At 57.4% G+C, this 20,371-nt stretch carries 22 protein-coding genes; 9 read left to right on the top strand and 13 right to left on the bottom strand.

Features of this window, described 5'->3' with window-relative positions; genetic code table 11:
• Window positions 1-415 precede the first annotated feature (415 nt).
• The 3 genes from MHK04_RS09685 to MHK04_RS09675 are packed head-to-tail and all read right to left on the bottom strand — an operon-like array spanning window position 416 to window position 2,558.
• Entirely contained in the window at window positions 416-1,387 is a 972-nt protein-coding gene (locus tag MHK04_RS09685; protein ID WP_239207682.1) for a beta-carotene 15,15'-monooxygenase, read from the bottom strand.
• Window positions 1,384-2,187: an AAA family ATPase gene (locus MHK04_RS09680; protein ID WP_239207683.1), complete on the bottom strand. Its 804-nt coding sequence runs from the start codon at window positions 2,185-2,187 to the stop codon at window positions 1,384-1,386. The genes MHK04_RS09685 and MHK04_RS09680 overlap by 4 nt, the downstream gene beginning before the upstream one ends.
• Window positions 2,184-2,558, bottom strand: coding sequence for a GntR family transcriptional regulator (locus MHK04_RS09675; RefSeq protein ID WP_023020124.1), 375 nt, complete (start codon window positions 2,556-2,558; stop codon window positions 2,184-2,186). Before MHK04_RS09675 ends, MHK04_RS09680 begins: the two co-directional genes overlap by 4 nt.
• A 203-nt stretch (window positions 2,559-2,761) precedes the next feature.
• Between MHK04_RS09675 and MHK04_RS09670 the strand changes: the two genes are divergently transcribed.
• Window positions 2,762-3,859 (top strand): NYN domain-containing protein, encoded by a 1,098-nt coding sequence (locus MHK04_RS09670; RefSeq protein ID WP_023020125.1) that lies wholly within the window; start codon window positions 2,762-2,764, stop codon window positions 3,857-3,859.
• Here MHK04_RS09670 and MHK04_RS09665 read toward each other — a convergent pair.
• Together MHK04_RS09665 and trxA are read right to left on the bottom strand one after the other, a co-directional pair.
• Window positions 3,856-4,593: a PspA/IM30 family protein gene (locus MHK04_RS09665; RefSeq protein WP_239207684.1), complete on the bottom strand. Its 738-nt coding sequence runs from the start codon at window positions 4,591-4,593 to the stop codon at window positions 3,856-3,858. The two genes, MHK04_RS09670 and MHK04_RS09665, sit on opposite strands and share 4 nt — an antisense overlap.
• Window positions 4,594-4,677: 84 nt before the next feature.
• Window positions 4,678-5,046: a thioredoxin gene (gene trxA, locus MHK04_RS09660; RefSeq protein ID WP_005325956.1), complete on the bottom strand. Its 369-nt coding sequence runs from the start codon at window positions 5,044-5,046 to the stop codon at window positions 4,678-4,680.
• A gap of 118 nt (window positions 5,047-5,164) precedes the next feature.
• On the opposite strand from trxA, the gene MHK04_RS09655 reads away from it, so the two are divergent.
• From MHK04_RS09655 to MHK04_RS09640, 4 genes are read left to right on the top strand one after another with little or no spacing between them, the layout of a single operon-like run.
• Window positions 5,165-5,365, top strand: coding sequence for a heavy-metal-associated domain-containing protein (locus MHK04_RS09655; protein ID WP_023020127.1), 201 nt, complete (start codon window positions 5,165-5,167; stop codon window positions 5,363-5,365).
• A gap of 8 nt (window positions 5,366-5,373) precedes the next feature.
• Window positions 5,374-7,527 carry a heavy metal translocating P-type ATPase gene (locus tag MHK04_RS09650; RefSeq protein ID WP_239207685.1) on the top strand — a complete coding sequence of 718 codons (2,154 nt, stop codon included), beginning with the start codon at window positions 5,374-5,376 and terminating at the stop codon, window positions 7,525-7,527.
• Between the two features lie 9 nt (window positions 7,528-7,536).
• Window positions 7,537-8,838 carry an MFS transporter gene (locus tag MHK04_RS09645; RefSeq protein ID WP_239207686.1) on the top strand — a complete coding sequence of 434 codons (1,302 nt, stop codon included), beginning with the start codon at window positions 7,537-7,539 and terminating at the stop codon, window positions 8,836-8,838.
• The gene (locus MHK04_RS09640; protein WP_408910188.1) at window positions 8,828-9,331 is read left to right on the top strand and encodes a VanZ family protein; all 504 of its coding nucleotides are present in this window, start codon (window positions 8,828-8,830) and stop codon (window positions 9,329-9,331) included. The genes MHK04_RS09645 and MHK04_RS09640 overlap by 11 nt, the downstream gene beginning before the upstream one ends.
• 1 nt (window position 9,332) lies before the next feature.
• On the opposite strand, the gene dnaB is transcribed toward MHK04_RS09640, so the two are convergent.
• The 8 genes from dnaB to MHK04_RS09600 form a co-directional block, all read right to left on the bottom strand.
• On the bottom strand, window positions 9,333-10,763 hold the full coding sequence (gene dnaB, locus MHK04_RS09635; protein ID WP_023020131.1) for a replicative DNA helicase: 1,431 nt from the start codon (window positions 10,761-10,763) through the stop codon (window positions 9,333-9,335).
• A 467-nt stretch (window positions 10,764-11,230) separates the two neighbouring features.
• A complete protein-coding gene (rplI, locus tag MHK04_RS09630) occupies window positions 11,231-11,683 on the bottom strand; it encodes a 50S ribosomal protein L9 (protein WP_023020132.1) in 453 nt (150 codons plus the stop codon).
• 48 nt (window positions 11,684-11,731) lie between these two features.
• Window positions 11,732-12,280 (bottom strand): single-stranded DNA-binding protein, encoded by a 549-nt coding sequence (locus MHK04_RS09625; protein ID WP_023020133.1) that lies wholly within the window; start codon window positions 12,278-12,280, stop codon window positions 11,732-11,734.
• 49 nt (window positions 12,281-12,329) lie between these two features.
• Complete coding sequence (gene rpsF, locus MHK04_RS09620) at window positions 12,330-12,620, bottom strand: 30S ribosomal protein S6 (RefSeq protein ID WP_023020134.1); 291 nt, start codon at window positions 12,618-12,620, stop codon at window positions 12,330-12,332.
• Between the two features lie 122 nt (window positions 12,621-12,742).
• The gene (locus tag MHK04_RS09615; protein WP_023020135.1) at window positions 12,743-12,931 is read right to left on the bottom strand and encodes a hypothetical protein; all 189 of its coding nucleotides are present in this window, start codon (window positions 12,929-12,931) and stop codon (window positions 12,743-12,745) included.
• A complete protein-coding gene (locus MHK04_RS09610; RefSeq protein ID WP_239206490.1) occupies window positions 12,928-14,325 on the bottom strand; it encodes a glycosyltransferase family 87 protein in 1,398 nt (465 codons plus the stop codon). Before MHK04_RS09610 ends, MHK04_RS09615 begins: the two co-directional genes overlap by 4 nt.
• Window positions 14,326-14,331: 6 nt before the next feature.
• Window positions 14,332-16,584, bottom strand: a complete 2,253-nt coding sequence (locus tag MHK04_RS09605) for a transglycosylase domain-containing protein (protein ID WP_239207687.1) — start codon at window positions 16,582-16,584, stop codon at window positions 14,332-14,334.
• Between the two features lie 75 nt (window positions 16,585-16,659).
• A complete protein-coding gene (locus tag MHK04_RS09600) occupies window positions 16,660-17,037 on the bottom strand; it encodes a DUF5318 family protein (protein WP_034655603.1) in 378 nt (125 codons plus the stop codon).
• Between the two features lie 118 nt (window positions 17,038-17,155).
• Here MHK04_RS09600 and MHK04_RS09595 point away from each other — a divergent pair, with 118 nt between their 5' ends.
• From MHK04_RS09595 to MHK04_RS09580, 4 genes are all read left to right on the top strand, one after another.
• The gene (locus tag MHK04_RS09595; RefSeq protein ID WP_023020139.1) at window positions 17,156-18,244 is read left to right on the top strand and encodes an inositol-3-phosphate synthase; all 1,089 of its coding nucleotides are present in this window, start codon (window positions 17,156-17,158) and stop codon (window positions 18,242-18,244) included.
• Window positions 18,245-18,298: 54 nt separating this feature from the next.
• Complete coding sequence (locus MHK04_RS09590) at window positions 18,299-18,799, top strand: MarR family winged helix-turn-helix transcriptional regulator (RefSeq protein WP_023020140.1); 501 nt, start codon at window positions 18,299-18,301, stop codon at window positions 18,797-18,799.
• An 89-nt stretch (window positions 18,800-18,888) separates the two neighbouring features.
• A complete protein-coding gene (locus MHK04_RS09585) occupies window positions 18,889-19,860 on the top strand; it encodes a universal stress protein (RefSeq protein WP_023020141.1) in 972 nt (323 codons plus the stop codon).
• Between the two features lie 9 nt (window positions 19,861-19,869).
• Complete coding sequence (locus tag MHK04_RS09580) at window positions 19,870-20,352, top strand: hypothetical protein (protein ID WP_023020142.1); 483 nt, start codon at window positions 19,870-19,872, stop codon at window positions 20,350-20,352.
• The last annotated feature ends 19 nt before the right edge of the window (window positions 20,353-20,371 follow it).

The following is a 20,371-nucleotide window of genomic DNA, read 5'->3' as shown; positions in this document are numbered from 1 at the left end:
CAAAAAAGGTAAACACAATCACATGCCAACCAATCCATCTCAATGCAGCCGAAACACCAAACAGCATTCAAAAAGGTACGTGTTCCACATACCCAACCGGCACACACCAACCAACAAACCATTAAGCCTGCTGGCAGACAAACCAATCAACACACAACCATGCACACAAAAAATAAAAAGTACATTGGCACACTATTGAGTTCTCAAACATCACCACCACACAACAACGACACACTTGCGTGTGTAGCTCGTCGTGAGCGAAAAATTTATTTTGTCAGGGCCTGTTTTCCTATCGCCGCTTCAGCCAGGAACTTTCTTGTTCCTGTGGGGCGCTGTCGGTCGCGCTGACTCGTATTAAGTTACACAGCGACTCAAACAAACACAAATCCCCAGGACAATTACTATTTTGGGAGCTTTAAGATACGCCCATCCAACGACTCATTCCGCCGCCGTGAACATTCGCTCGGCGAATGTAGCTGGGGAGGGTCAATGCCCATACTGCATAGAAGGCCACCGCCAAGAAGAACTTGGCAATTGCGGGGATGGGGGTCTGGACGTAAATGACGACTATTCCGGCTATGAGGACCGCATAGAGGATGAATAGGTACCAGTTCTTCTTTCCCAGAAATTCCAGCGTGACCAAAACCGGGGCACAGGTCGCACTAAGCAATGCGATGGCCGTAACGAGTTCACTGTCATTCGTCAGTGCTGCGCTGATACTGATGGCTGCGAGGACAGGTATCAGGCCGAGCACTGCAGTATGCAGGGCCCAATCTCTACGACTTCCTCCCATAACCGTGTATTCGCGGAGGGATTTTCTTAAGCTGCCCAAGACCGCCCCGAGCAGCACAACAGTCAGTACCCAGATGAAGATGCCGAGGAATTCGAGCACTGAAGCCGCGTCCTCATACTGGTAGAGAACTAAGCCAATCATCTGCGCCAAACACGCCCCACACCAAGCTTTGGCCTGCGGGCGATAGATCGTTTGCCCGGCCAAGGTGCGGGGGAACCAACCAAATCCGCTCGAAGGTTGCACGCCAACAGTGGTGTACCCGGAGCGTTTCGGAGTGGCGCTGCGATACATGGCCCATAGCGTCGCGACTGCATAAACAGGCAATGCCCACCACAGCTGCACAGTGAGAGCGCCCACGGCTGCCGCTAGTGCGAGTAGCGCGACGAGAATGCGACGATGTTCGTTCCAGATTTTCGATCCCAAGCCCACTAGTTCATATTTCTGAAAATCAGGCTTTAGGGAGAGCACGAGCCCCAAGGAAGCGATTACGGGGAGCACGCTCCATGTTCCCTCTGCCATGACTGGCATGACCAATAATGCGAACAGGAAAAAGGCCCAGAGCCACCAATCGCCTAGGTACCACAGTAGTTTCATGCTCTCTCCTCTAATGCCAGCACCGCACGCTCTAAAGAGACCTCATTGACACGCAGGCCGTAGGCCTGGGCAATGCGGAAAATGGGATCGGTGGAGGCGGAGCGGGCGTCGATAAGCACGCGATCCCCTAAGGACGTGGTTGTCCTAGTCAGCTCAGGAAGGCCCAGCTCCTCGGCCGCTGCGGTGAGAGACTCGGATGGACCAGTGAGCTCCAGAATCCCCTCGATGAAGTCATCGATTGGACCGGAAATTGGATTATCTCCCATGAGAGAAACGGTATCGAGAAGGCCCGCCACCTCATTGAGGTGATGGGTGGAAATGACCATGGTGCGGCCGTGTTCCTCTCGCAGCACCTGATAAAAGAGCTCCCGGCGCTGTGCATCGAGGCCGAGATAGGGTTCGTCGAGAAGCATGACTTCGCAGCCAGATGCAACGGCGAAGATGAAGCCCACCGCAGACTTTTGCCCGCGGGAAAGGGAAGAATAAGCCTTGGCCGGAACATCAAAGCGAACCAGCAGCTCATTAAACCGCTCATCGTCCCATCGCGGCCACCGTGCCTTTCCTATGACGCCCAGCTTTCCGATGCCCCAGGAATCCGGTAGCGGGTTATCAATCCCCATCAAAATGACTCGGTTGAGAACCGATTGATTATCAAAAGGGTTCTCCCCGAAGACCGTTATCCCGCCTGATTGGATTTGGCCGGCGATCTTGCGCAGGAGCGTGGTTTTGCCTATGCCGTTGGGGCCAACTAGGCCGTGCGTCAGGCCATCGGCAAAGGTGAAATCTCGTGTCTTAATCATGAGTACATTCCTCGGCTTTCTGCAACGCGATCAAATAGGTCATGGAGTTGGGCGCGGTGGTACCCCAGCCGCACAGCTTCATCCACAAGCGGGGCCATGTATTCCGCCGCAAAATCGGCCCTGCGGCGCTCGCGGATTTTCGCCAGGGCACCGTCTGCGACAAACATGCCGATGCCGCGACGCTTATCCAGCACACCAATATCCACTAGGAGGCTTATCCCCTTGCGAGCGGTGGCCGGGTTGATGTTGTGGAAGTCAGCAAGCTCATTAGTGGACGGAGCCCGGTCCCCCTCGCCCAGGGTTCCGTCCACAATGGCGTCTTCCACCAAGGAAGCAATCTGGCGGAAGAGTGGTTGGGTGGAATTATCCATTAACCCTCGGTTCGTTGGTTAGCTACTTGTGTAACCAACCATATCGGCAACAGTCCACCGCTGCAATACTTCCGAAGAGAAAACTTTTTTGCCCCTACTGCGCTGGGATTTTGTCCAAGGTTATCGACGTTTTGTGACTAATGGGGCACACTGGAAACCACAAAGAATTTTATTTAGAACAATTAGAACGGAACTTAGGAGCCATGCTTGAACGCACACTTGTCTTTGTCGATACCTCATACTTGCTCGCAAGCTTTTATAACTCATGGGACACCGGAGCTCGCGCGCAACTAGAAATCGATCTACCCGAGGTGGTCAGCACGATGGGCGGGATGATCGAGAACCAACTGGGAACCCCGATCCAACGCCAATACTGGTATGACGGCATTCCCGATACCGGCCCGCACCGCTACCAACGGGCGTTGCGCACCTGCGAAGGCGTACAACTACGCACTGGCCAGCTCATCGAGTGGGGTGAGCGCCGCACCCAAAAGGCCGTGGATACCCGGTTGGTGGCGGATATGGTCATCGCCGCCATGAAGGGTCAATTCACTGATTTTGTTCTCGTCAGCGGCGATGCAGACATGATTCCCGGTGCCCAGGCAGCCGTGGACAATGGCATCCGCGTGCATCTTTATGGATTTGGCTGGGACTCCATGTCCTCCGCCCTGCGCCATGCGTGCGATTCCACCACCATTTTGGACCCGCGCGAGGACTTCGCCGATGCTATGGAATTGCAGGTATTGGAAGGCCCGCTTCCGCCAGTGGTGCGCGAAAACGCGCACAAGGACAGCGAGGAAATGCCGGAGCCGGACGAATGCGGCGAGCCCTCAGAGGTGGAAGCAGCCTTCGGTGCTACCGAAAAGCCCACCCCGGCCCCAACGCCCAAGCCGGCTCCGCCCAAGGTGGATGCTGCAGAGGATTCCCCCGCCGAGGAGGACTCTCCCGCGGAGAAACCAGCACCAAAGCCATCCATGATGGCTCCTCGCCGCAAACTGCGCTCTAAATATGTTCCGCTGCCAGAAGAAGTGTGGAGCTCGGCTGGATTCCAGTCCCCCTTCGACGTGGGCCAGCAATACGCCTCCTGGTGGTTCGATAACGCTGCTAGCACCGAACAGCGCGACCAGGCACACCTGCTTTCGGGCGGCGGGCTTCCCCCAGAGATCGACCGCCCATTACTGCAATTTGCCTGCGAAACCCTGCACGAATACACCCTGACCGAAACCCAGCGCGTGAATTTACGCGATGGTTTCCACTCGGGGATTCGTGGGGTTTTAATTAACGTTCGCCGGCAGAATTAATCGCCGGACTCGAGCTCTTTCTTCTTCTTAATATCCGCCCGGATGGCATCAAGGCGCGCAGTCGCCTTCATGTCATTGCCGGCGGCTTTAATCTCACTAATGCGATCACCGCCGGTAGCATGCTGCAATTCTTGCGCGCCCAAGGCATCGGCGTAGCGCTTTTCAATCTTGGCGCGCACAGAATCAAGAGTAGGCACGGAATCATCCGGGTTTAGCTGATTCATGGATTCAATGGCCTGAGCGTTCTTTTCTTGCATCGCTGCTTGATCCGCTTGAGCCTCCAGCTGGCTAACCTGGGCTAGCTGCTCCTTCAAGCGCGCCTCAGACTGCTGCTGCTGGCTCTTGGCCTGCGCGGCAGCTTGCTCTGCGGCAGCGTACTGCTGCTTGACGTCTTCCAGTTCCTGCTCCACTGCAACCAGCTGAGAAGCAACAACTTCCGCAGCCTGGTTATATTCGGCAGCCTTTTGCGGATCCTCCGCCGCATCTGCCAGTTCCAATGCACGCTGGGTTTGAGATTGGTAGTCCTGCTGGGACTTCACCAGGCGGTCCATCTGCATTTCCAGCTGAGACTTATGGCCGATGATTTCTGCGGCGTGCTCAGAAATCTGCTGGTGCTGCTCCTTGGATGCCTGAACAGCCTGCTGGATCTGCACCTTCGGATCAGCGTTCTCATCAATCTTCTGATCGAAGGAACTCATCATGTACTTCCAACCTTTGCTGAAAGGGTTAGCCATTATCTTCTCCTTTGGAAATAAAAAAGACGCTTTCTAGCGAGTTTAGCGATACTCACCAGAAAGCGCCGAGGAAGCTAGTAGGTATTAGCCCTGCGCATTTTGCTCTTCTACCTGGCGGCGGACCTCTGCCATGTCGAGTTCCTTAACCTGCTTGAGTAGGTCTTCCAATGCTGCAGGGGGCAGCGCGCCAGCCTCACGGAATACCAAGATGCCATCGCGGAAAATCATCAGCGTTGGAATGGACTGAATCTCCAGTGCGGATGCGAGGCCTTGGTTAGCCTCGGTATCCAGCTTGGCAAAGGTAGCATCCGTGTGCTCTTCGGAGGCCTTTTCAAAAACCGGCGCAAAGCGCTTGCAAGGTCCGCACCAATCGGCCCAAGCGTCTACGAGCGTAATGCCTTCGCCGGTAACGGTTTCTTCAAAGTTTTCTTCGGTGACATCGATAGTAGCCATGCTTGATCTAACTCCTTTACGTATCGCTTTATTTCCCCAACGTACCTGAATCATCCTTGTCACATACCCCTAGGGGGTATAAAATCGGTACAGAAATCAACCCAAAGGAAGGATCATTATGAGCACCAAAAACTACACCGTAGAGGGCATGACCTGCGGACATTGCGAAATGTCAGTAAAGGAAGAAGTCGGCGAAATCTCCGGCGTTAGCGAAGTCACTGCAGACCACACCACCGGCGCGGTTACGGTTAGTGGCACCGATTTCACCGATGAACAGGTAGCGGCCGCTGTAACTGAGGCCGGCTACACGTTGAAGTAGGCACCGCCATGTCCCACTTGGACCTTGGCGTCACGGGCATGACGTGCACTTCCTGCTCCTCCCGCGTCGAGCGCAAACTCAACAAGCTTGACGGGGTAAGCGCCAGCGTCAACTTTGCCACCGAGGCAGCGGCCATCGAGTATGACTCCCAGACGGTTAGCCCGCAGGAGCTCATTTCGGTGGTTGAGGGCGCAGGTTACGGCGCTTTCGACATGGCCGAGACGAAGGCGGAGGATCCCCAGCCTAAGAAGGATGATGGCGACGCGTTGCTGCGCCGCACCATTGTCGCCGGAGCTTTATCGCTGCCGCTCATGGTGGTATCGATGTCGCCGGCCCTGCAATTTCCCAATTGGCAGTGGGCCTGCGCCATCATCGCTACCATCGTCTACATCTTTGGTGGCGCACCTTTCCACACCGCCACGTGGACGAACCTTAAGCACGGTTCTTTCACCATGGACACGCTCATCACCATGGGAACTTCGGCGGCCTACTTCTGGTCGCTGTGGGCACTGTTTGTCGGCAACGCGGGCGAGCCGGGCATGAAGATGCACATGTCGCTGGATGCAAACGCGGCACAAATGGACCACATCTATTTTGAATCCGTAGGCATGGTCATTACGTTCCTGCTGCTCGGCCGCTGGTTCGAGGCGCGGGCCAAAGGCCAGTCTTCGGAGGCGCTGCGGGAGCTGCTCTCCTTAGGAGCTAAGGAAGCCTCGGTACTTACCGCACAGGGCGAGCGGCGCATCCCTATTGCACAGCTGCAGGTAGGCGATGTCTTCGTAGTTCGCCCAGGCGAAAAGATCGCCACCGATGGCATCGTGAAGGCGGGCAACTCGGCCGTCGATACGTCCATGATTACCGGCGAGCCAGTACCCGTTGAGGTGAGTACCGGCGATGCGGTCACTGGTGCAACCATCAACGCTTCGGGCCGCATTGAGGTGCGAGCCACCAAGGTGGGCGAGGATACGGTACTGGCCCAGATGGCCCAGCTCGTCACAGATGCCCAAACCTCCAAGGCACCAGTGCAGCGCCTCGTGGACCGCATCGCGCAGGTCTTCGTCCCTGTGGTGATTGCGGTAGCTGCGCTTACGCTGATTGTTCACCTCTTCTTCGGCGGGGTAGCCCCGGCCTTTATCGCCGCCGTATCCGTTCTCATTGTGGCCTGCCCATGCGCGATGGGCTTGGCGACGCCCACCGCGATTCTCGTCGGCACCGGCCGCGGCGCACAGCTCGGGCTTGTCATTAAAGGCCCGGAAATCTTGGAGTCTACGCGCCAAATCGACACCATTGTGATGGATAAAACCGGCACGGTCACGGCTGGAGAGATGTCCGTTACCGCCGTCCACGGTGACGTGCTCGAGCTGGCCGCGGCCGTCGAGCACAATTCCGAACACCCCATCGCCCGTGCCATTGCCCAGGAATGCAGCGTGGAACCGGCTACCGAATTCGCAGTAGTTCCGGGCGGCGTGGAAGGAACTGTAGAGGGGGTCCGAGTGGGTGTCGGCAAGCCGCAAGGCCCCTTGGGGGACTTAGAAGCACCATTCCGCGAGGCACAAGACTCTGGTGCCACGCCGGTGGTTGTCTCCGTGGACGGCCAACCTGCCGGAATCATTGAGGTCCGCGATACCATCAAGCCCAGCTCTGCCGCCGCAGTGGCACAGATGAAAGAGCTTGGGCTCACCCCTTACCTGCTAACCGGTGATAACGCTGGAGCCGCCCACGCCGTGGCGGCCGAGGTAGGAATAGAAGGCGTCAGCGCCGAGGTACTGCCGGAGGACAAGGTAGATAGCATCAAGGAACTGCAACGCTCCGGGCGTACCGTGGCGATGGTCGGCGACGGCATTAACGACGCCGCCGCCCTTGCCCAGGCGGACCTTGGGCTCGCCATGGGCGCGGGTACCGACGTGGCAATTGAAGCCTCTGATATCACCCTGATGAACGGCGATCTACGCTGCGCTGCTGATGCCATTCGGCTCTCGCGCCGCACGCTAGCAATTATCAAGGGCAACCTTTTCTGGGCCTTTGCCTATAACGTCATACTCATTCCTGTTGCCGCACTTGGCCTGCTCAACCCATTATTTTCCGGCCTCGCGATGGCACTGAGCTCGGTTTTTGTGGTTACCAACTCACTACGCCTGAAAGGTTTTTCTGTTCAGCGATAGTATTATCGCATGCTCAGCCGCACCGAACGTCTCGATCGCCTTCCCGTCACCTCTAAGCACAAGCGCCTACTCTTAGGTTCCGGCCTTGGATGGGCGCTTGATGCTATGGATGTCGGGTTAATCTCCTTCATCATGGCCGCCCTTGCCGTTCACTGGGATCTAGGTGCCAGCCAGACCTCCTGGTTGGCCTCGGCAGGCTTCCTTGGCATGGCGCTCGGTGCAACCTTTGGCGGATTGCTGGCAGATAAATTCGGCCGCCGCAATGTCTTTTCTCTCACCTTGCTTGTCTACGGCTTGGCAACAGGGGCATCCGCGCTAGCTGGGGGACTTACGGTTCTCATCTTCTTCCGATTCATCGTTGGGTTGGGCCTCGGAGCCGAGCTACCAGTTGCCTCCACGCTCATATCCGAATTCGCGCCTCGGCGGGTCCGCGGAAGGATGGTAGTCATTCTCGAGACATTCTGGGCCTTGGGATGGATCCTTGCGGCCATCATCGGCACTTTCGTGGTGAGCACATCTGAATCCGGTTGGCGCTGGGCCCTGGCCCTTGGCATGCTGCCAGCCGCGTATTCAATCTATGTGCGCCGCGGTCTACCAGAATCTGTGCGTTTCCTTGAATCCAAAGGCCGCCATGATGAGGCCGAAGCTATCGTTGCCAGTTTCGAAGCCGCGGCGGAAAATCGCCCGCTGGACGATGCCCTCCCAGAGCCCACACCTTCCCCCGCAGCGTCTATCTGGAGTCCGCAGCTACGAAGGAGGACCGCAGCGTTGTGGACCATTTGGTTCTGTGTAAACCTCTCCTACTATGGCGCCTTCATCTGGATTCCCTCTCTGCTAGTAGCCGACGGTTTCTCCCTAGTGAAGTCTTTTAGTTTTACCCTCATTATCACCCTTGCCCAGCTGCCTGGCTACGCGGTGGCAGCTTGGCTCATCGAGCTCTGGGGCAGGCGGGTAACCCTCGCGGTATTCCTGCTCGGCTCGGCAGCAGCAGCCGGCCTATATGGAGCAGCAGCTACGGAAGCATTGATCATCCTGGCTGGTTGTCTGCTCTCCTTCTTCAACCTCGGCGCCTGGGGAGCCCTCTATGCCATCGGTCCGGAGCTGTATCCCACTTCATTGCGAGGGCGTGGTACGGGAGCGGCAGCAGGCTTCGGTAGGCTAGCATCTATTGCGGCCCCACTAATCGTCCCGCCACTGCTTGCTGCGGGTGGGACGGCCTGGTTATTTATTGTATTCGCCGCAGCATTTGGCATTGCGGCTGCCGCCGCCTTCAGTCTGCCCGAGCAGAAAGGAATAGCGCTTGCTCAGTAGGCTCTCCCTCGCCGCGTGGACGGCCGTTATGGTCGCATTGACCACGCTCAAGCCTTTCTACCAAATCGGCTATTTGTGGAAACCGGAAAATCAGCGTGCGCGAGAACTGCGCTGGGTGCCGCTGGATGAATTCTCCGGCGGCAGCTGGTTTGGTCCGCTATTTGAGTACGCGGGAAACACGGCCTTCTTTATCCCGTTTGGAATGCTGGTGTTTAGTCTGTGCCGTTCCATTAAAACCACTGTGGCGTGGGGATTTGGCCTGAGCCTAGTGCTGGAGGTGTGCCAATATGCGTTTGCCCTTGGGCGAACGGATATTGATGACCTCATATTTAACACCGTGGGCGCACTCATCGGTGCGGCGTTCGCCCGCCTATGTGGCGAACGCTTCTTCCCCGTCTGGCGCTGGTTAGCGCTTGCCGCAGCTGCGGTTTTCCTGGTGTTGGTTATCCTCGGCCCACGATTGGGCGATCCCAATGCGGTGGTCGACCTGTAATTTATCCGTGGGCCATATTGACGAACTTGGAGTAGTGCAGCTGGTGTGCCACCTGCACGGTATCGATTGGACCGCCACGGTGCTTGGCTAGGATAATATCCGCCTCGCCGGCGCGCTCATTATCGCGATCCTGGGAGTCAGGACGGTACAGCAGCATGACCATATCGGCGTCCTGCTCCAAGGAGCCGGACTCACGGAGGTCAGCAAGCTGCGGCTTTTTATCAGTACGCGCCTCGGGTCCACGGTTCAGCTGCGAAATTGCGATGAGAGGAACCTCTAGCTCCTTGGCCAAAAGCTTGAGCTGGCGGGAGAATTCGGAAACCTCTTGCTGGCGGGACTCAACCTTTTTACCCGAAGACATCAGCTGCAGGTAGTCCAAGACGATCAAATCCAGCCCGTGCTGCTGCTTTAGGCGGCGAGCCTTGGAACGAATCTCCATCATCGTCAGGTTTGGAGAGTCATCAATAAACAGCGGGGCGTCTTGCACTCGGTTGAGGGTCTCATCAATTTTCGCCCAGTCCTCGGTGGAGACACGGCCGCCGCGCATATCGGCCAGCTTGACTTCTGATTCCGCCGAGAGCAGGCGCATGACAATCTCCGAGGCTGACATCTCGAGGGAGAAGATTACCGAGGACTTACCATGCTGCAAGGAGCAGGACCGCATGAAATCCATGGCTAGGGTCGATTTACCCACACCGGGACGAGCAGCGACGATGACCATCTGGCCTGCGTGGAGACCGTTAGTCAGCTTATCTAAATCGATAAAACCAGTTGGCACGCCTAGTTCCACACCGCCGGCTTGCTGCAGTGCTGCCAGCTCATCAATGGTGGGGTCAATGAGGTCACCCAAGACTCGATAATCTTCCGCAGTTTTGCGCTGGGCGACGGCGAAGACTTCCTGCTGGGCGCGGTCCAGGACGGACTCGATCTCTGCATCCTCGGTGCCGGAAAATCCTAGCTGTACTACGCGGGTGCCGGCATCAACCAGCTTGCGCAACACGGCCTTCTCCGCCACGATCTCTGCGTAATAGCGGGCATTTGCCGCCGTCGGCACCGTGGCCAGCAGCGTGTGCAGATAGGGGGCGCCCCCAACGCGTTCGAGGTTATTAAAGCGATCCAGCTGAGAGGCCAAAATGACAGCATCGACGTCTTTACCCTCAGAATAAAGGTCCAGCATGGCGCGGTAGATCAGGGTATGGGCCGGATAGTAAAAGTCCTCCGGTTCCAGTTCCTCAATGACTTCCATCACCGTATGGGGACTCAGCAGCATTGCGCCTAGGACGCCCTGCTCCGCCTCCCGGTCTGCGGGGGGCTGGCGGAATTCTCCATAGCGCTTTGGCTCTTCCTGCTGAAAGCGACGGCGTGGGGCCGGTTCCTCCTCGGGCGGCGGCTCCGGCGGCAGGTGTTCATCGTCAAAGCTGGCGTTGGTCATGTCTTCCCCCTTGTAGCTATTCGAGCGAGCGAGCGTAACGGAATTTCAGTTTAGTCTAGCGCCGGGACACTACCCCCTGGGTATAAAGCCGGAAGTTATCCACAGGATGGTGTGGAAATTGCTGGTCGCGGCATACTCGGGCCGCAATTGCCCTGCATATGCTTGTGGATAACTCAAAACCTCCGTGACCTGCACACATCATATCCCCTGCTCACGACGGGTTTTCGCAGATGTGAAAAGTGGCACATTAACAGTGGATAAGGGCCCTGACCTGCGGGTTAATAAAGCAACCGAGGTGTAAACGCAAAGTTAATGAGCTGGAGAGTTATCCACAGATTTCCACAGTTATCCACAAGCCGGTGAAAACGCGCTAAAGGCCCCAAGAACCTGCCACCTCACATAGCAGGAACTTGAGGCCTAAAGCGTTGCTGTTGTCTTTGGGTCTATATGGACCGTCGTGCGCCTAGTTAGGCAGCAACGACCGAGAAGTTCACCTTGCCGATAACATCAGCGTGCAGCTTCAGCTCGACCTGGTAATTGCCGGTCTTCTTGACCAGGCCCTTTGGAAGCACAACAATGCGCTTATCCAGCTTTGGGCCACCGGCCTTGGAGACGGCGTTGACAATGTCTTCTGCTTTAACGGAACCGAAGAGCTTACCGGATTCGGAGGTCTTAACCTCTACCTTGACATCCGTCAGCTGCTCGAGCTGGTTGCGGACCTCACGTGCGTGATCCAGGTCGCGAATCTCGCGAGCTTCCTGGGCGCGCTTGATGCCCTCAATCTGCTTCTCTGCGCCGCGGGTAGCCACGATAGCCAGGCCGCGAGGAAGCAGGTAGTTACGTCCGTAGCCGTCCTTAACCTCAACAATTTCGCCAGCGGCGCCGAGGTTCTCAACGGCAGCGGTGAGGATCAGCTTCATGATCCCTGCCTTTCAATTGAGTTAGTTGAATAGTTGCGGGTGACAGACTTAGAACGGAGGTTCAGAATCAGCGCCTCCGAAACCACCAGCTGGTGGCGCGGAGTTCCACGGATCCTCAGAAGGAGCCTGGTTCTGCTGCTGCGGCTGCTGTTGCTGGCCGCCTCCAAAACCGCCCTGATTATTGTTATTCGAGCGCTGCTGGCCGCCGCTAAAGTTATTGCCGCCCTCACGTGGATTGCGGTTTACCTGTGCGGTGGCGTAGCGCAGAGACGGGCCGACTTCGTCGACGTCAATCTCGAATACGGTGCGGTTTTCACCCTCGCGGGTCTGAAAGGAACGCTGCTTCAAGCGTCCGGTAACGATGACGCGCATGCCCTTAGACAGGGTTTCGGCGACGTTTTCTGCCGCCTGACGCCATACGTTGCAGGTCAGGAACATAGCTTCGCCGTCTTCCCACTGGTTCGTCTGCGAGTTATAGCGACGAGGGGTGGAGGCGACGCGGAAGTTAGCTACTGCCGCACCCGCCGGGGTGAAGCGCAGCTCGGGGTCAGCAACGATGTTGCCTACCACCGTGATATTGGTATCTCCCTGTGCCATGTCTTTACTCCTTATCGGTTACGTGGATTGTGCTTGATCCCAGTATCCGTTACTTGCTGTCGGTGCGCAGAACCTTGGTACGCAGGATGGTGTCGTTCAGGTTCAGACGGCGGTCGAGCTCGGCAACCGAAGTGTGCTCGCACTCCAGGTTGACGACGGCATAAATGCCCTCTTCCTTCTTGTTGATGGGGTATGCAAGACGACGCTTGCCCCATACATCAAGGTTCTCAACCTTGCCGCCATCCTGGCGGACGATTTCGAGGAACTTATCCAGGGACGGGGTTACGGTGCGCTCATCCTGATTAGGATCCAGAATGATCATGACTTCGTAGTGACGCACGGACCTCATCACCTCCTATGGTCTAGTAGTTTTCGGCTGCATCACCTTTGCGGATGCAGCAGGAGGGTACGTTGCGTCAAGCAACCCCACTACAGTACCGCAAGTGACCGGCGAAAAGAAATCTAACCGGTGGTAGTTGCGGCGAAAAACACAGCGGCTGTCGCCGGAATGATGGTGAGGAAAAGGATAGCCAAGATCCCTAAAACGATGGGCCCGCGCCGATCCTCGCGGTTATGAAACAGCCAAAAGGCACCCATCACGCAGAGAAAGCCTAAGAAGATGGAGGCCATCCCGATATAGGTAACAATCATGCGAATGCTCCTGCCAAAGGATCACTGCCACCATGCGCATCGCGCACCTTATCCGTGACCTTCCCACACATCTGGCGAATGATAAATACAGCCATGGCGATAATGAGGGCATCGCGGGAAATAACGGCGACGTCGAGAAGCTCGTGCGGAATGCCCTTATTGTCCGTGCCCAGCATGTGCCACATCAATAGCGGCCATACCAGGGCGTCGACAAGCGCCCAGCTAAAGACCAGACGCCAGCGCGGCAACGCCAGAGCTGCGGGGACCACCAGCCACAGCGAATACTGCGGCGACCACACCTTGTTGACCAATAAAAAGGCAGCCACGATGAGGTAGACCAGCTCTGCCATGCGCGGGGTTCGCGCGCTGCGCAGACCCAGCACCGCAATTGCTGCGCAAAGAGCCAAAAAAGCCACCAAGCTGAAGGTATTGAGAAACTCTGGGCTAAAACTCATGCCGGTATTGCGGCTGAGCACTGAGTAGATGGTGGTCCACTCCGCACCGCGCTCTTGGTTGAGGCGGAAAAATTCTCGCCACGCATCCGGGTATTTCATTGCCACCGGCGCGTTGACCGCAATCCAAGCTACGGACGCGCCAAGTAAGGCTAGGAAAAATTGCGACCAACGGCGGTTGCGCACCGCCAAGACCAAGAATGCCCCCAAGATGAAGACCGGCCATAGCTTGAAAGAGGCGCCAAGGCCGATAAGGACACCTGCTACCACCGGCCGCTTGCGCGCGGCGGCCAGAAGCGCGCCTACGGCAAAGGCGATGGAGGGGATATCCCAGTTGCTAAAGGCGTGAATGATGATAAGGGGGCTGGCCGCTACGAGGATGGTGTCCCACGTGCGATTGCCTACCAACAGGTAGACCATATAAAGCACGCCGACCCAGATACAGGACATGACCAGGGCGGTGAGGCCGAAGTACCAACCGGCCTCCGGGATTCCGGCCCACTCCACAAGGGAATAGGTATTGCGGGCGATCCACCCCATCATTCCTTGGAATAAGCCCGCGAGGACCGGGTATTCCATATAGCGGGTCAGGTCGCCCTCCTGCCAAGAATAGGCATAGGGGAAGCCGCCTTCATCGAGGCCACGGCCGCCGTAGAGCGGGATGATGTCGTTATAGCAGAAAGAGGTGTACTGGCGGTTTGCTGCCCAATTCAAACTAATAACCCCGTCATCACCGCGGGTACCGCCGGCACAATTGGCTTTGGAGAGGAATCCGCAAGCCAGAAATACCCAACCGACGGCGATGATGGCGCGCAGCGGGGTCCACCATTGAGTGGGGCGAACGCCGGCAAAACGGCCCATTGGCCCGCCGAGGAATTCAATTACTCCGCGGGCCAACGGCTCTGAGGAGACGGGAATGCGCTGGTGCGAATTCACTGTCACTGCCGCCTACCCTAGAAGGTCTGCCAGGTCGCTATTCGGACCAATGAGGTCATCTAAGGACGGAGCCTCTTGCTGGGCCGGTGCTTGGTTGTTGTTGCCATTGTTGCCATTGTTGCCATTGTTGCCACGGTTGCCACGCTGTGGACTTGGCGCTGGCTTCGGGCTCTCCGGCTTCTCTTGTGGCTGGACCGGCTTGGTCTCTTCTTCCGGCGCAGCCTGCTGCTCTGGAGCCTCGTAGTTTTGCGTATCGCCAGCGCCGCTATCCCAGCTCGGGTCATAGGCCGGGGCGGCCGTTCCGGCGCCCATATTGCCGAATCCCAGTGGATAGGCGGCCGGGAAGTTTTGGAATTCGGAGTTGGCCAGGGAGTTATCCAGCACGGCCTTCCAAATCTTGGTCGGCGCGCCCGCGCCGTACATGATGCCACCGTACTGATCGAAAATGGCGGAGGTGTTATCTGCGGTACCTACCCACACGGCAGTGGCCAGCTGCGGGGTGGCACCAACCATCCAGGCATCCTTGTTATTTCCGGTATTGCCCATCTGGGTCGTACCGGTCTTAGAGGCAGAAGCGCGGCCGCCCGCAAGGGCGCCATTGGACCACGCGGCTACCGGCTCCATGGCCTCGAGGACGTTATTGGCCACATTGGACGATACGCGGCGCTCGCCTTCATCTTCAGGGTGCTCGTACAGCACTTCGCCGGCGGCGTTTTCTACGCGCTGCACAAAGTGGGGATTATGCCACACACCCTGGTTAGCCAGGGTGGACATCGCGGTAGCCATATCGAGCGGGCGGGACTGGTACTGACCCAGGACGATGCCCTCGAATGGCTGCTTGCCCTTTTCCGTCAGCGTCTTCTCAATGCCCGGCAGGGACTTAGCCACACCCAGGGCATGCGCCATATCCGCGGTGTCCTGCGTACCGTTCTTCAGGTCCGCCTGCAGGCGCAGGAAGGAGGTATTCAGGGACTGCTTGGTAGCCTCGCGCAGGTTGCATACGCCGCAGCCACCGCCCACGTTGGTAACCACATCGGATCCCGGCAGCTGATAAGGAGCAGAAGAGTAATTAGTATCCAGGCTAATTCCCTGCTGCAGGGCAGCTGCTAGGGCCATGATCTTGAAAGTCGAACCGGTCTGCAGCGGGGAGTTGGCGTAATCCCAACCATTGGAATCGTGGCCACCGAAGTACCCGCGGACCGCACCGGTCTTTGGGTCGATGGTGACGGAAGCCGCACGTGCATCTTCCTGCAGGGGAGCCATCTGCTCATCGACTGCCTGGATGGTGTTGTTCTGCACGTTCATATCAATGGTGGTGGTAATGCGCAGACCACCGGTGGACACCTCGTTTTCGGTGATGCCTACCTCTTCCAGCTCACGGATGACCTGATCTTTGATGTGACCGTTGGCGCCCGGGGCCTCAGTATAAGCCGAGTACTCGGTTGGGTCGCGGGTCTCCGGGAAAGTCATCCCATCGCGCTGTTCTTGGGTGAGGTCACCCATGCCCACGAGGCCATCTAGGACGTAGTTCCAGCGGTCCTCGGAGCCCTCTTGGTTCACGCGGGGGTCGAGTCCGGACGGGGACTGGATGAGGCCGGCGAGCATGGCGCCTTCCTCCGGGGTGAGGTCCTTGGCGTCCTTATTAAAGTAGGCGTTGGATGCGGCCTGAATGCCGTAGGCATTGCGTCCGAAGTACACGGTGTTGAGGTAGGCGTTGAGAATATCCTTCTTTTCCCACTCATTGGTCATTTTCACCGAGTAGATAAGCTCGCGAATCTTGCGCACATAGGAGTACTCATTACCCACCAGCGTGTTCTTCACATACTGCTGGGTAATGGTGGAACCGCCACCAGCATCAGCGTTGCCGGTTACCTTACCCACCACGGCGCGGCCGAGGCCGGTGAAGGAGAAGCCGGAGTTATCCCAGAAATCGCGGTCCTCCGCGGCAAGCACGGAGTCCTGCACATAGTCCGGGATCTCATCCAGGTTTACGTGGGTACGGTTGCCTTCCGGCGGCACCAAACGGGCGAGCTGGGTCTGGTTATCGCCCGCGTAAATGGTGGAGACTTGGTTATTGGCCAGGTCCTTGGGCTCCGGAACGGTGTATTGCGAGTACGCATAGGCAAAAAGTCCTGCGGGCAATGCCACAAAGACCAGTAGGAACGCCAAAACGACCCACGGCCAGATGCGGCGTTTCTTCTTCGCCTGCTTTTTGCTGGGGCGAGCCACCTTAGTGGACTTGCCGGTAGATTCCTTCTCGGTCACTGATTCGTGTCCTCATTCATCCCTGATCACAAACTAAATAATTGCAGCTTACTGCCTAAGGCGGTGCGCCGGAAACTAACACGCGTTAAAAGCAGTAGCAGAACGCAACAAGTGGTTCCACCGGCACTGGCGACATACCTCCACCTCGTGCACCGTAAACTCCAAGCCCTCGGCTACAAATTCCGCTATTTCTTTATCACTACGGGCGCTCCCAGCACGCCGGCCGAGGTTCTCTCCATAGACCCAGCGGGTAAGCCGCAAAGGCTCGCCGCACACTGGGCATTCTTTATCCATGGTGCGCCCGTGGTGCTCAGCTGCGGCGCGCAGCAGAAAATCGGCATCGCATACCTCTTCCCGTGTGAGCTGCCCAGCGCGAAATTCGCGCAGATGGTGGGCGCGTTCCCACTCGTGGGAGAGCACATGCTTATAGGCAACGGAATTCACCCGGATCATCCTAATTACCTCTTCTTGATCGATCCACATGGTGTTATGCCACCGCAGGGCATAATTTTCGGCTTAGTCTTGCGCAGTCACTGACAACCACAATTCATGGATATAAAAGGAGTAAACCTTGTCCGAGAAGGTAAAGGTCGCCATCGTGGGCGTCGGCAATTGCGCCACGTCCCTCATTGAAGGCGTGGAGTTTTATCGCAACGCCGCTGCCGATGCAGATATTCCCGGTTTGATGCACACCCAGTTTGGCCCGTATCACGTCGGCGACGTGGAATTTGTTGCCGCTTTCGACGTGGATGCGGACAAAGTGGGCAAGGACCTTGCGGAGGCCACGCGCAGCTCCCGCAATTGCACCATTTCTATTACCGACGTCCCGAACCTGGGCGTTACCGTGCAGCGCGGGCCTACCCTGGATGGCTTGGGCCGTTACTACCAAGAGTCCATTGCGGAATCAGAAGCCCCGCTTGCCGACGTCCCCGCTGTCCTTCGCGAATCCGGCGCCGACGTCGTAGTTTCCTACCTGCCGGTGGGCTCCGAAGATGCGGATAAGTTCTACGCGCAAGCGGCCATCGATGCCGGTTGCGCCTTCGTCAATGCCCTGCCGGTCTTTATTGCCTCTGATCCAGAATGGGCGAAGAAGTTTGAAGACGCCGGGCTGCCCATTGTGGGCGATGATATTAAATCCCAGGTAGGTGCCACCATTACGCACCGCGTCATGGCAAAACTCTTCGAGGACCGCGGCGTGCGCTTGGAGCGCACCATGCAGCTCAATGTGGGCGGCAATATGGACTTTAAGAATATGCTCGAACGCGAGCGCCTCGAATCAAAGAAGATTTCCAAAACGCAGGCCGTCACCTCTAACCTGCACAACTCGCCTATCGCCGGCAAGCGCGAGGACCGCAATGTTCACATCGGCCCTTCGGATTATGTGGAATGGCTCGATGACCGCAAATGGGCCTATGTCCGTTTGGAAGGATCTGCCTTCGGCGAAGTCCCGCTGAACTTGGAGTACAAGCTGGAGGTCTGGGACTCACCTAACTCTGCCGGCATCATCATTGATGCTGTGCGCGCCGCCAAGATTGCCCTCGACCGCGGGGTTGCCGGCCCAGTACTGCCTGCCTCGTCCTACCTGATGAAGTCCCCGCCGGTGCAAAAGGCCGATGACGTGGCACGCGCCGAGCTGGAAGATTTTATTGCCGGAAGCTAACTTTTTAACTTCCAAACTACCGCGCAGAGAAAACGAGCTATACAATCGTTTTCTATGACGCAGCAACATGAGGAGAAGGGCCCCGCTCAATCCCCGTCTACATACGAGGATGCCGTCGAGGTCGCGCGTTCCATCCAACCGGCGCTCAATAAGCTCATCCTTATTTTCCAGCGCACGGCAGAGGGCTCTTCTTTGACCACCTCCCAGGTATCCATCATGAACCAGCTGCGTATGCGGGGTCCATCACGCGTATCCACCATCGCGCAGGCAGAGCTTATCCGCATGCCCACCGCCTCTAACGCGCTCTATCAGCTAGAGCGCCACGGCTACGTAGAACGCCACCGCGATGAGGAAGACCGCCGCGGTGTCCTGGTAGCGCTGACGCAATTGGGCGAATCTGAACTCGCCATCGTTTCACAGCAGCGCGCCTCGGCCTTGGCAGAAATCATGCGGTGGCTAGAGCCTGAAGATTTGGATACCGCGAATGAAGTAGCCACTGTCATCTCCAAGCTTGCAGATGTCTATCGCCCCACAATGAACGGCGAACAGCGCTAGTTTTGCCCGCGGTGATTTCATTTTTCTCCGGCTTAACGTGATAATTGAGGGAAGCGAAATAACCGTAATCGTTCACTAGTTCATATCGTATGGCAACTGATATTTCCGATGGGCATCTCCCAGCCTTGAGCAAAGGCTCGGCCGAAAAGCCACTTCGCATCCTTATTTCTTGGAGCCCCGCTTCCTCCGGCACCGAGGCACTCGAGTGTGCCGCGTGGCTTTCCCGTACCGCTGATATCCAGGTACGCGTCATCTCTACCGTATTCCAGCCGTGGACTACTACTTCCCTCAGCAAACTAGGCGGAAAATATAAAAAATGGTTTAAAGAACAAAAGGAGGCTTGTGCCGCCGCTACCCGTGCCGCCCTCGATGAGGCCGGCGTGCCGCGTAGCTGCTGGGATGAGAAACCCTCCCTATTGGTCGACGGCCCTTCGCGCCCCCAGCTGCTGACGGAAATGGCCAAGAAGTTCGAGGCAGACCTCATCATTTTGGGGCCCAACCAGGCCGCGCCCAAGGGGCGTTTCTTCGCCGGCTCTACGGCCGATACCTTGCTGCATTATTCTCCTCAACCATTGGGCTTGGTGCCTCGCAAGGTAAAGCTATCCAAGCACGGCGTCACCCGCTTTAACTTTGCCATTACTGAACGCAGCCCGCGCGAAGATCATGAGATGCTCGCCGCAGCCGAGCTTGCCAATCGCTGGAACCTGCCGCTGCGCCTGCTGGCTTTCTCGGCAAAGGGCTTGCTCAGTACCCCGTCGAAGGATAAGCACGATATGGCGCTCGAGCTGGCGGCGGAGTGGCTCGAGGATTCCCTTGCCATGCTGGATCGCGCCCGCGATTGCATCCAGGAGAAATTCCCAGAGCTGGATGTCACCTCTGAAATTGGTTCCGGTGCCGGCTGGGGCGGCGCAGTGGATTCGCTCAAGTGGAAAAAGGGCGATCTCATGCTTATGGCCTCCACCCCGCAAGGCCCCATCGCCCGCGTTTTCTTGGGTTCTACTGCCACGGAGCTGCTGCCGCATATTCGGGTGCCCATCTTGGTCCACCCAGCCTGCGGTTAGGATTGGGGTATGAGCCAGCGACCAGAGCATCCCGAAAACGATCTGACATCCGATGCTGACTATGCCAATCTGCGCCGCCCAGAACCGCAGAGTTTCGATGAGCTGGCCGATGAGCCGGATCCTTTAGAGATTGCCGCTGCTAACCGCCGCTCTACCCGGCAAGCCGTCTGGTACATGCTCGCAGTCCTTGTCATCTCCGCGCTCTATGGCTTCGCGGTCGCGCTCGCCGCTAGGCTTTTGGGCGGTCCTTTATGCGAAGATGGCACCGCTACGTGGCTCTGCACCGATGGGCAGCGCACCTTCTTTAGCCTGACCACCCCGATCATTCCCTTCTTCGGCATGATTGGCTGCGCCATCATCATGGTGCGCAAGCTACACCGCTATCTGCGCTGGCGGAGTTGGATGGCCATTTTCTGGGTGATGGCCTGCAATTTCATGCTCTGGACCATTACCGATATCCAGCTATTTCTCATGGACTCGGCTGCCGCCTAGAAAACTTCCCCCCCTCCCG

This window comes from Corynebacterium nasorum, assembly GCF_022345765.1.
Lineage (GTDB): Bacteria > Actinomycetota > Actinomycetes > Mycobacteriales > Mycobacteriaceae > Corynebacterium > Corynebacterium kefirresidentii.
The sequence above is the reverse complement of the archived record's forward strand: the minus strand, read 5'-3'. Positions and strand labels throughout refer to the sequence as shown.

What these genes read in the sequence shown, in the direction of transcription:
- MHK04_RS09585 (WP_023020141.1), top strand. Translation starts at nt 18,889, where the DNA reads ATGGCAACTGATATTTCCGATGGGCATCTCCCAGCCTTGAGCAAAGGC.
- MHK04_RS09670 (WP_023020125.1), top strand. Translation starts at nt 2,762, where the DNA reads ATGCTTGAACGCACACTTGTCTTTGTCGATACCTCATACTTGCTCGCA.
- MHK04_RS09675 (WP_023020124.1), bottom strand. Translation starts at nt 2,558, where the DNA reads ATGGATAATTCCACCCAACCACTCTTCCGCCAGATTGCTTCCTTGGTG.
- trxA (WP_005325956.1), bottom strand. Translation starts at nt 5,046, where the DNA reads ATGGCTACTATCGATGTCACCGAAGAAAACTTTGAAGAAACCGTTACC.
- MHK04_RS09625 (WP_023020133.1), bottom strand. Translation starts at nt 12,280, where the DNA reads ATGGCACAGGGAGATACCAATATCACGGTGGTAGGCAACATCGTTGCT.
- MHK04_RS09650 (WP_239207685.1), top strand. Translation starts at nt 5,374, where the DNA reads ATGTCCCACTTGGACCTTGGCGTCACGGGCATGACGTGCACTTCCTGC.
- MHK04_RS09685 (WP_239207682.1), bottom strand. Translation starts at nt 1,387, where the DNA reads ATGAAACTACTGTGGTACCTAGGCGATTGGTGGCTCTGGGCCTTTTTC.
- MHK04_RS09680 (WP_239207683.1), bottom strand. Translation starts at nt 2,187, where the DNA reads ATGATTAAGACACGAGATTTCACCTTTGCCGATGGCCTGACGCACGGC.
- MHK04_RS09655 (WP_023020127.1), top strand. Translation starts at nt 5,165, where the DNA reads ATGAGCACCAAAAACTACACCGTAGAGGGCATGACCTGCGGACATTGC.
- MHK04_RS09615 (WP_023020135.1), bottom strand. Translation starts at nt 12,931, where the DNA reads ATGATTGTTACCTATATCGGGATGGCCTCCATCTTCTTAGGCTTTCTC.
- MHK04_RS09665 (WP_239207684.1), bottom strand. Translation starts at nt 4,593, where the DNA reads ATGGCTAACCCTTTCAGCAAAGGTTGGAAGTACATGATGAGTTCCTTC.
- rplI (WP_023020132.1), bottom strand. Translation starts at nt 11,683, where the DNA reads ATGAAGCTGATCCTCACCGCTGCCGTTGAGAACCTCGGCGCCGCTGGC.
- MHK04_RS09580 (WP_023020142.1), top strand. Translation starts at nt 19,870, where the DNA reads ATGAGCCAGCGACCAGAGCATCCCGAAAACGATCTGACATCCGATGCT.
- MHK04_RS09600 (WP_034655603.1), bottom strand. Translation starts at nt 17,037, where the DNA reads ATGATCCGGGTGAATTCCGTTGCCTATAAGCATGTGCTCTCCCACGAG.
- dnaB (WP_023020131.1), bottom strand. Translation starts at nt 10,763, where the DNA reads ATGACCAACGCCAGCTTTGACGATGAACACCTGCCGCCGGAGCCGCCG.
- MHK04_RS09645 (WP_239207686.1), top strand. Translation starts at nt 7,537, where the DNA reads ATGCTCAGCCGCACCGAACGTCTCGATCGCCTTCCCGTCACCTCTAAG.
- MHK04_RS09590 (WP_023020140.1), top strand. Translation starts at nt 18,299, where the DNA reads ATGACGCAGCAACATGAGGAGAAGGGCCCCGCTCAATCCCCGTCTACA.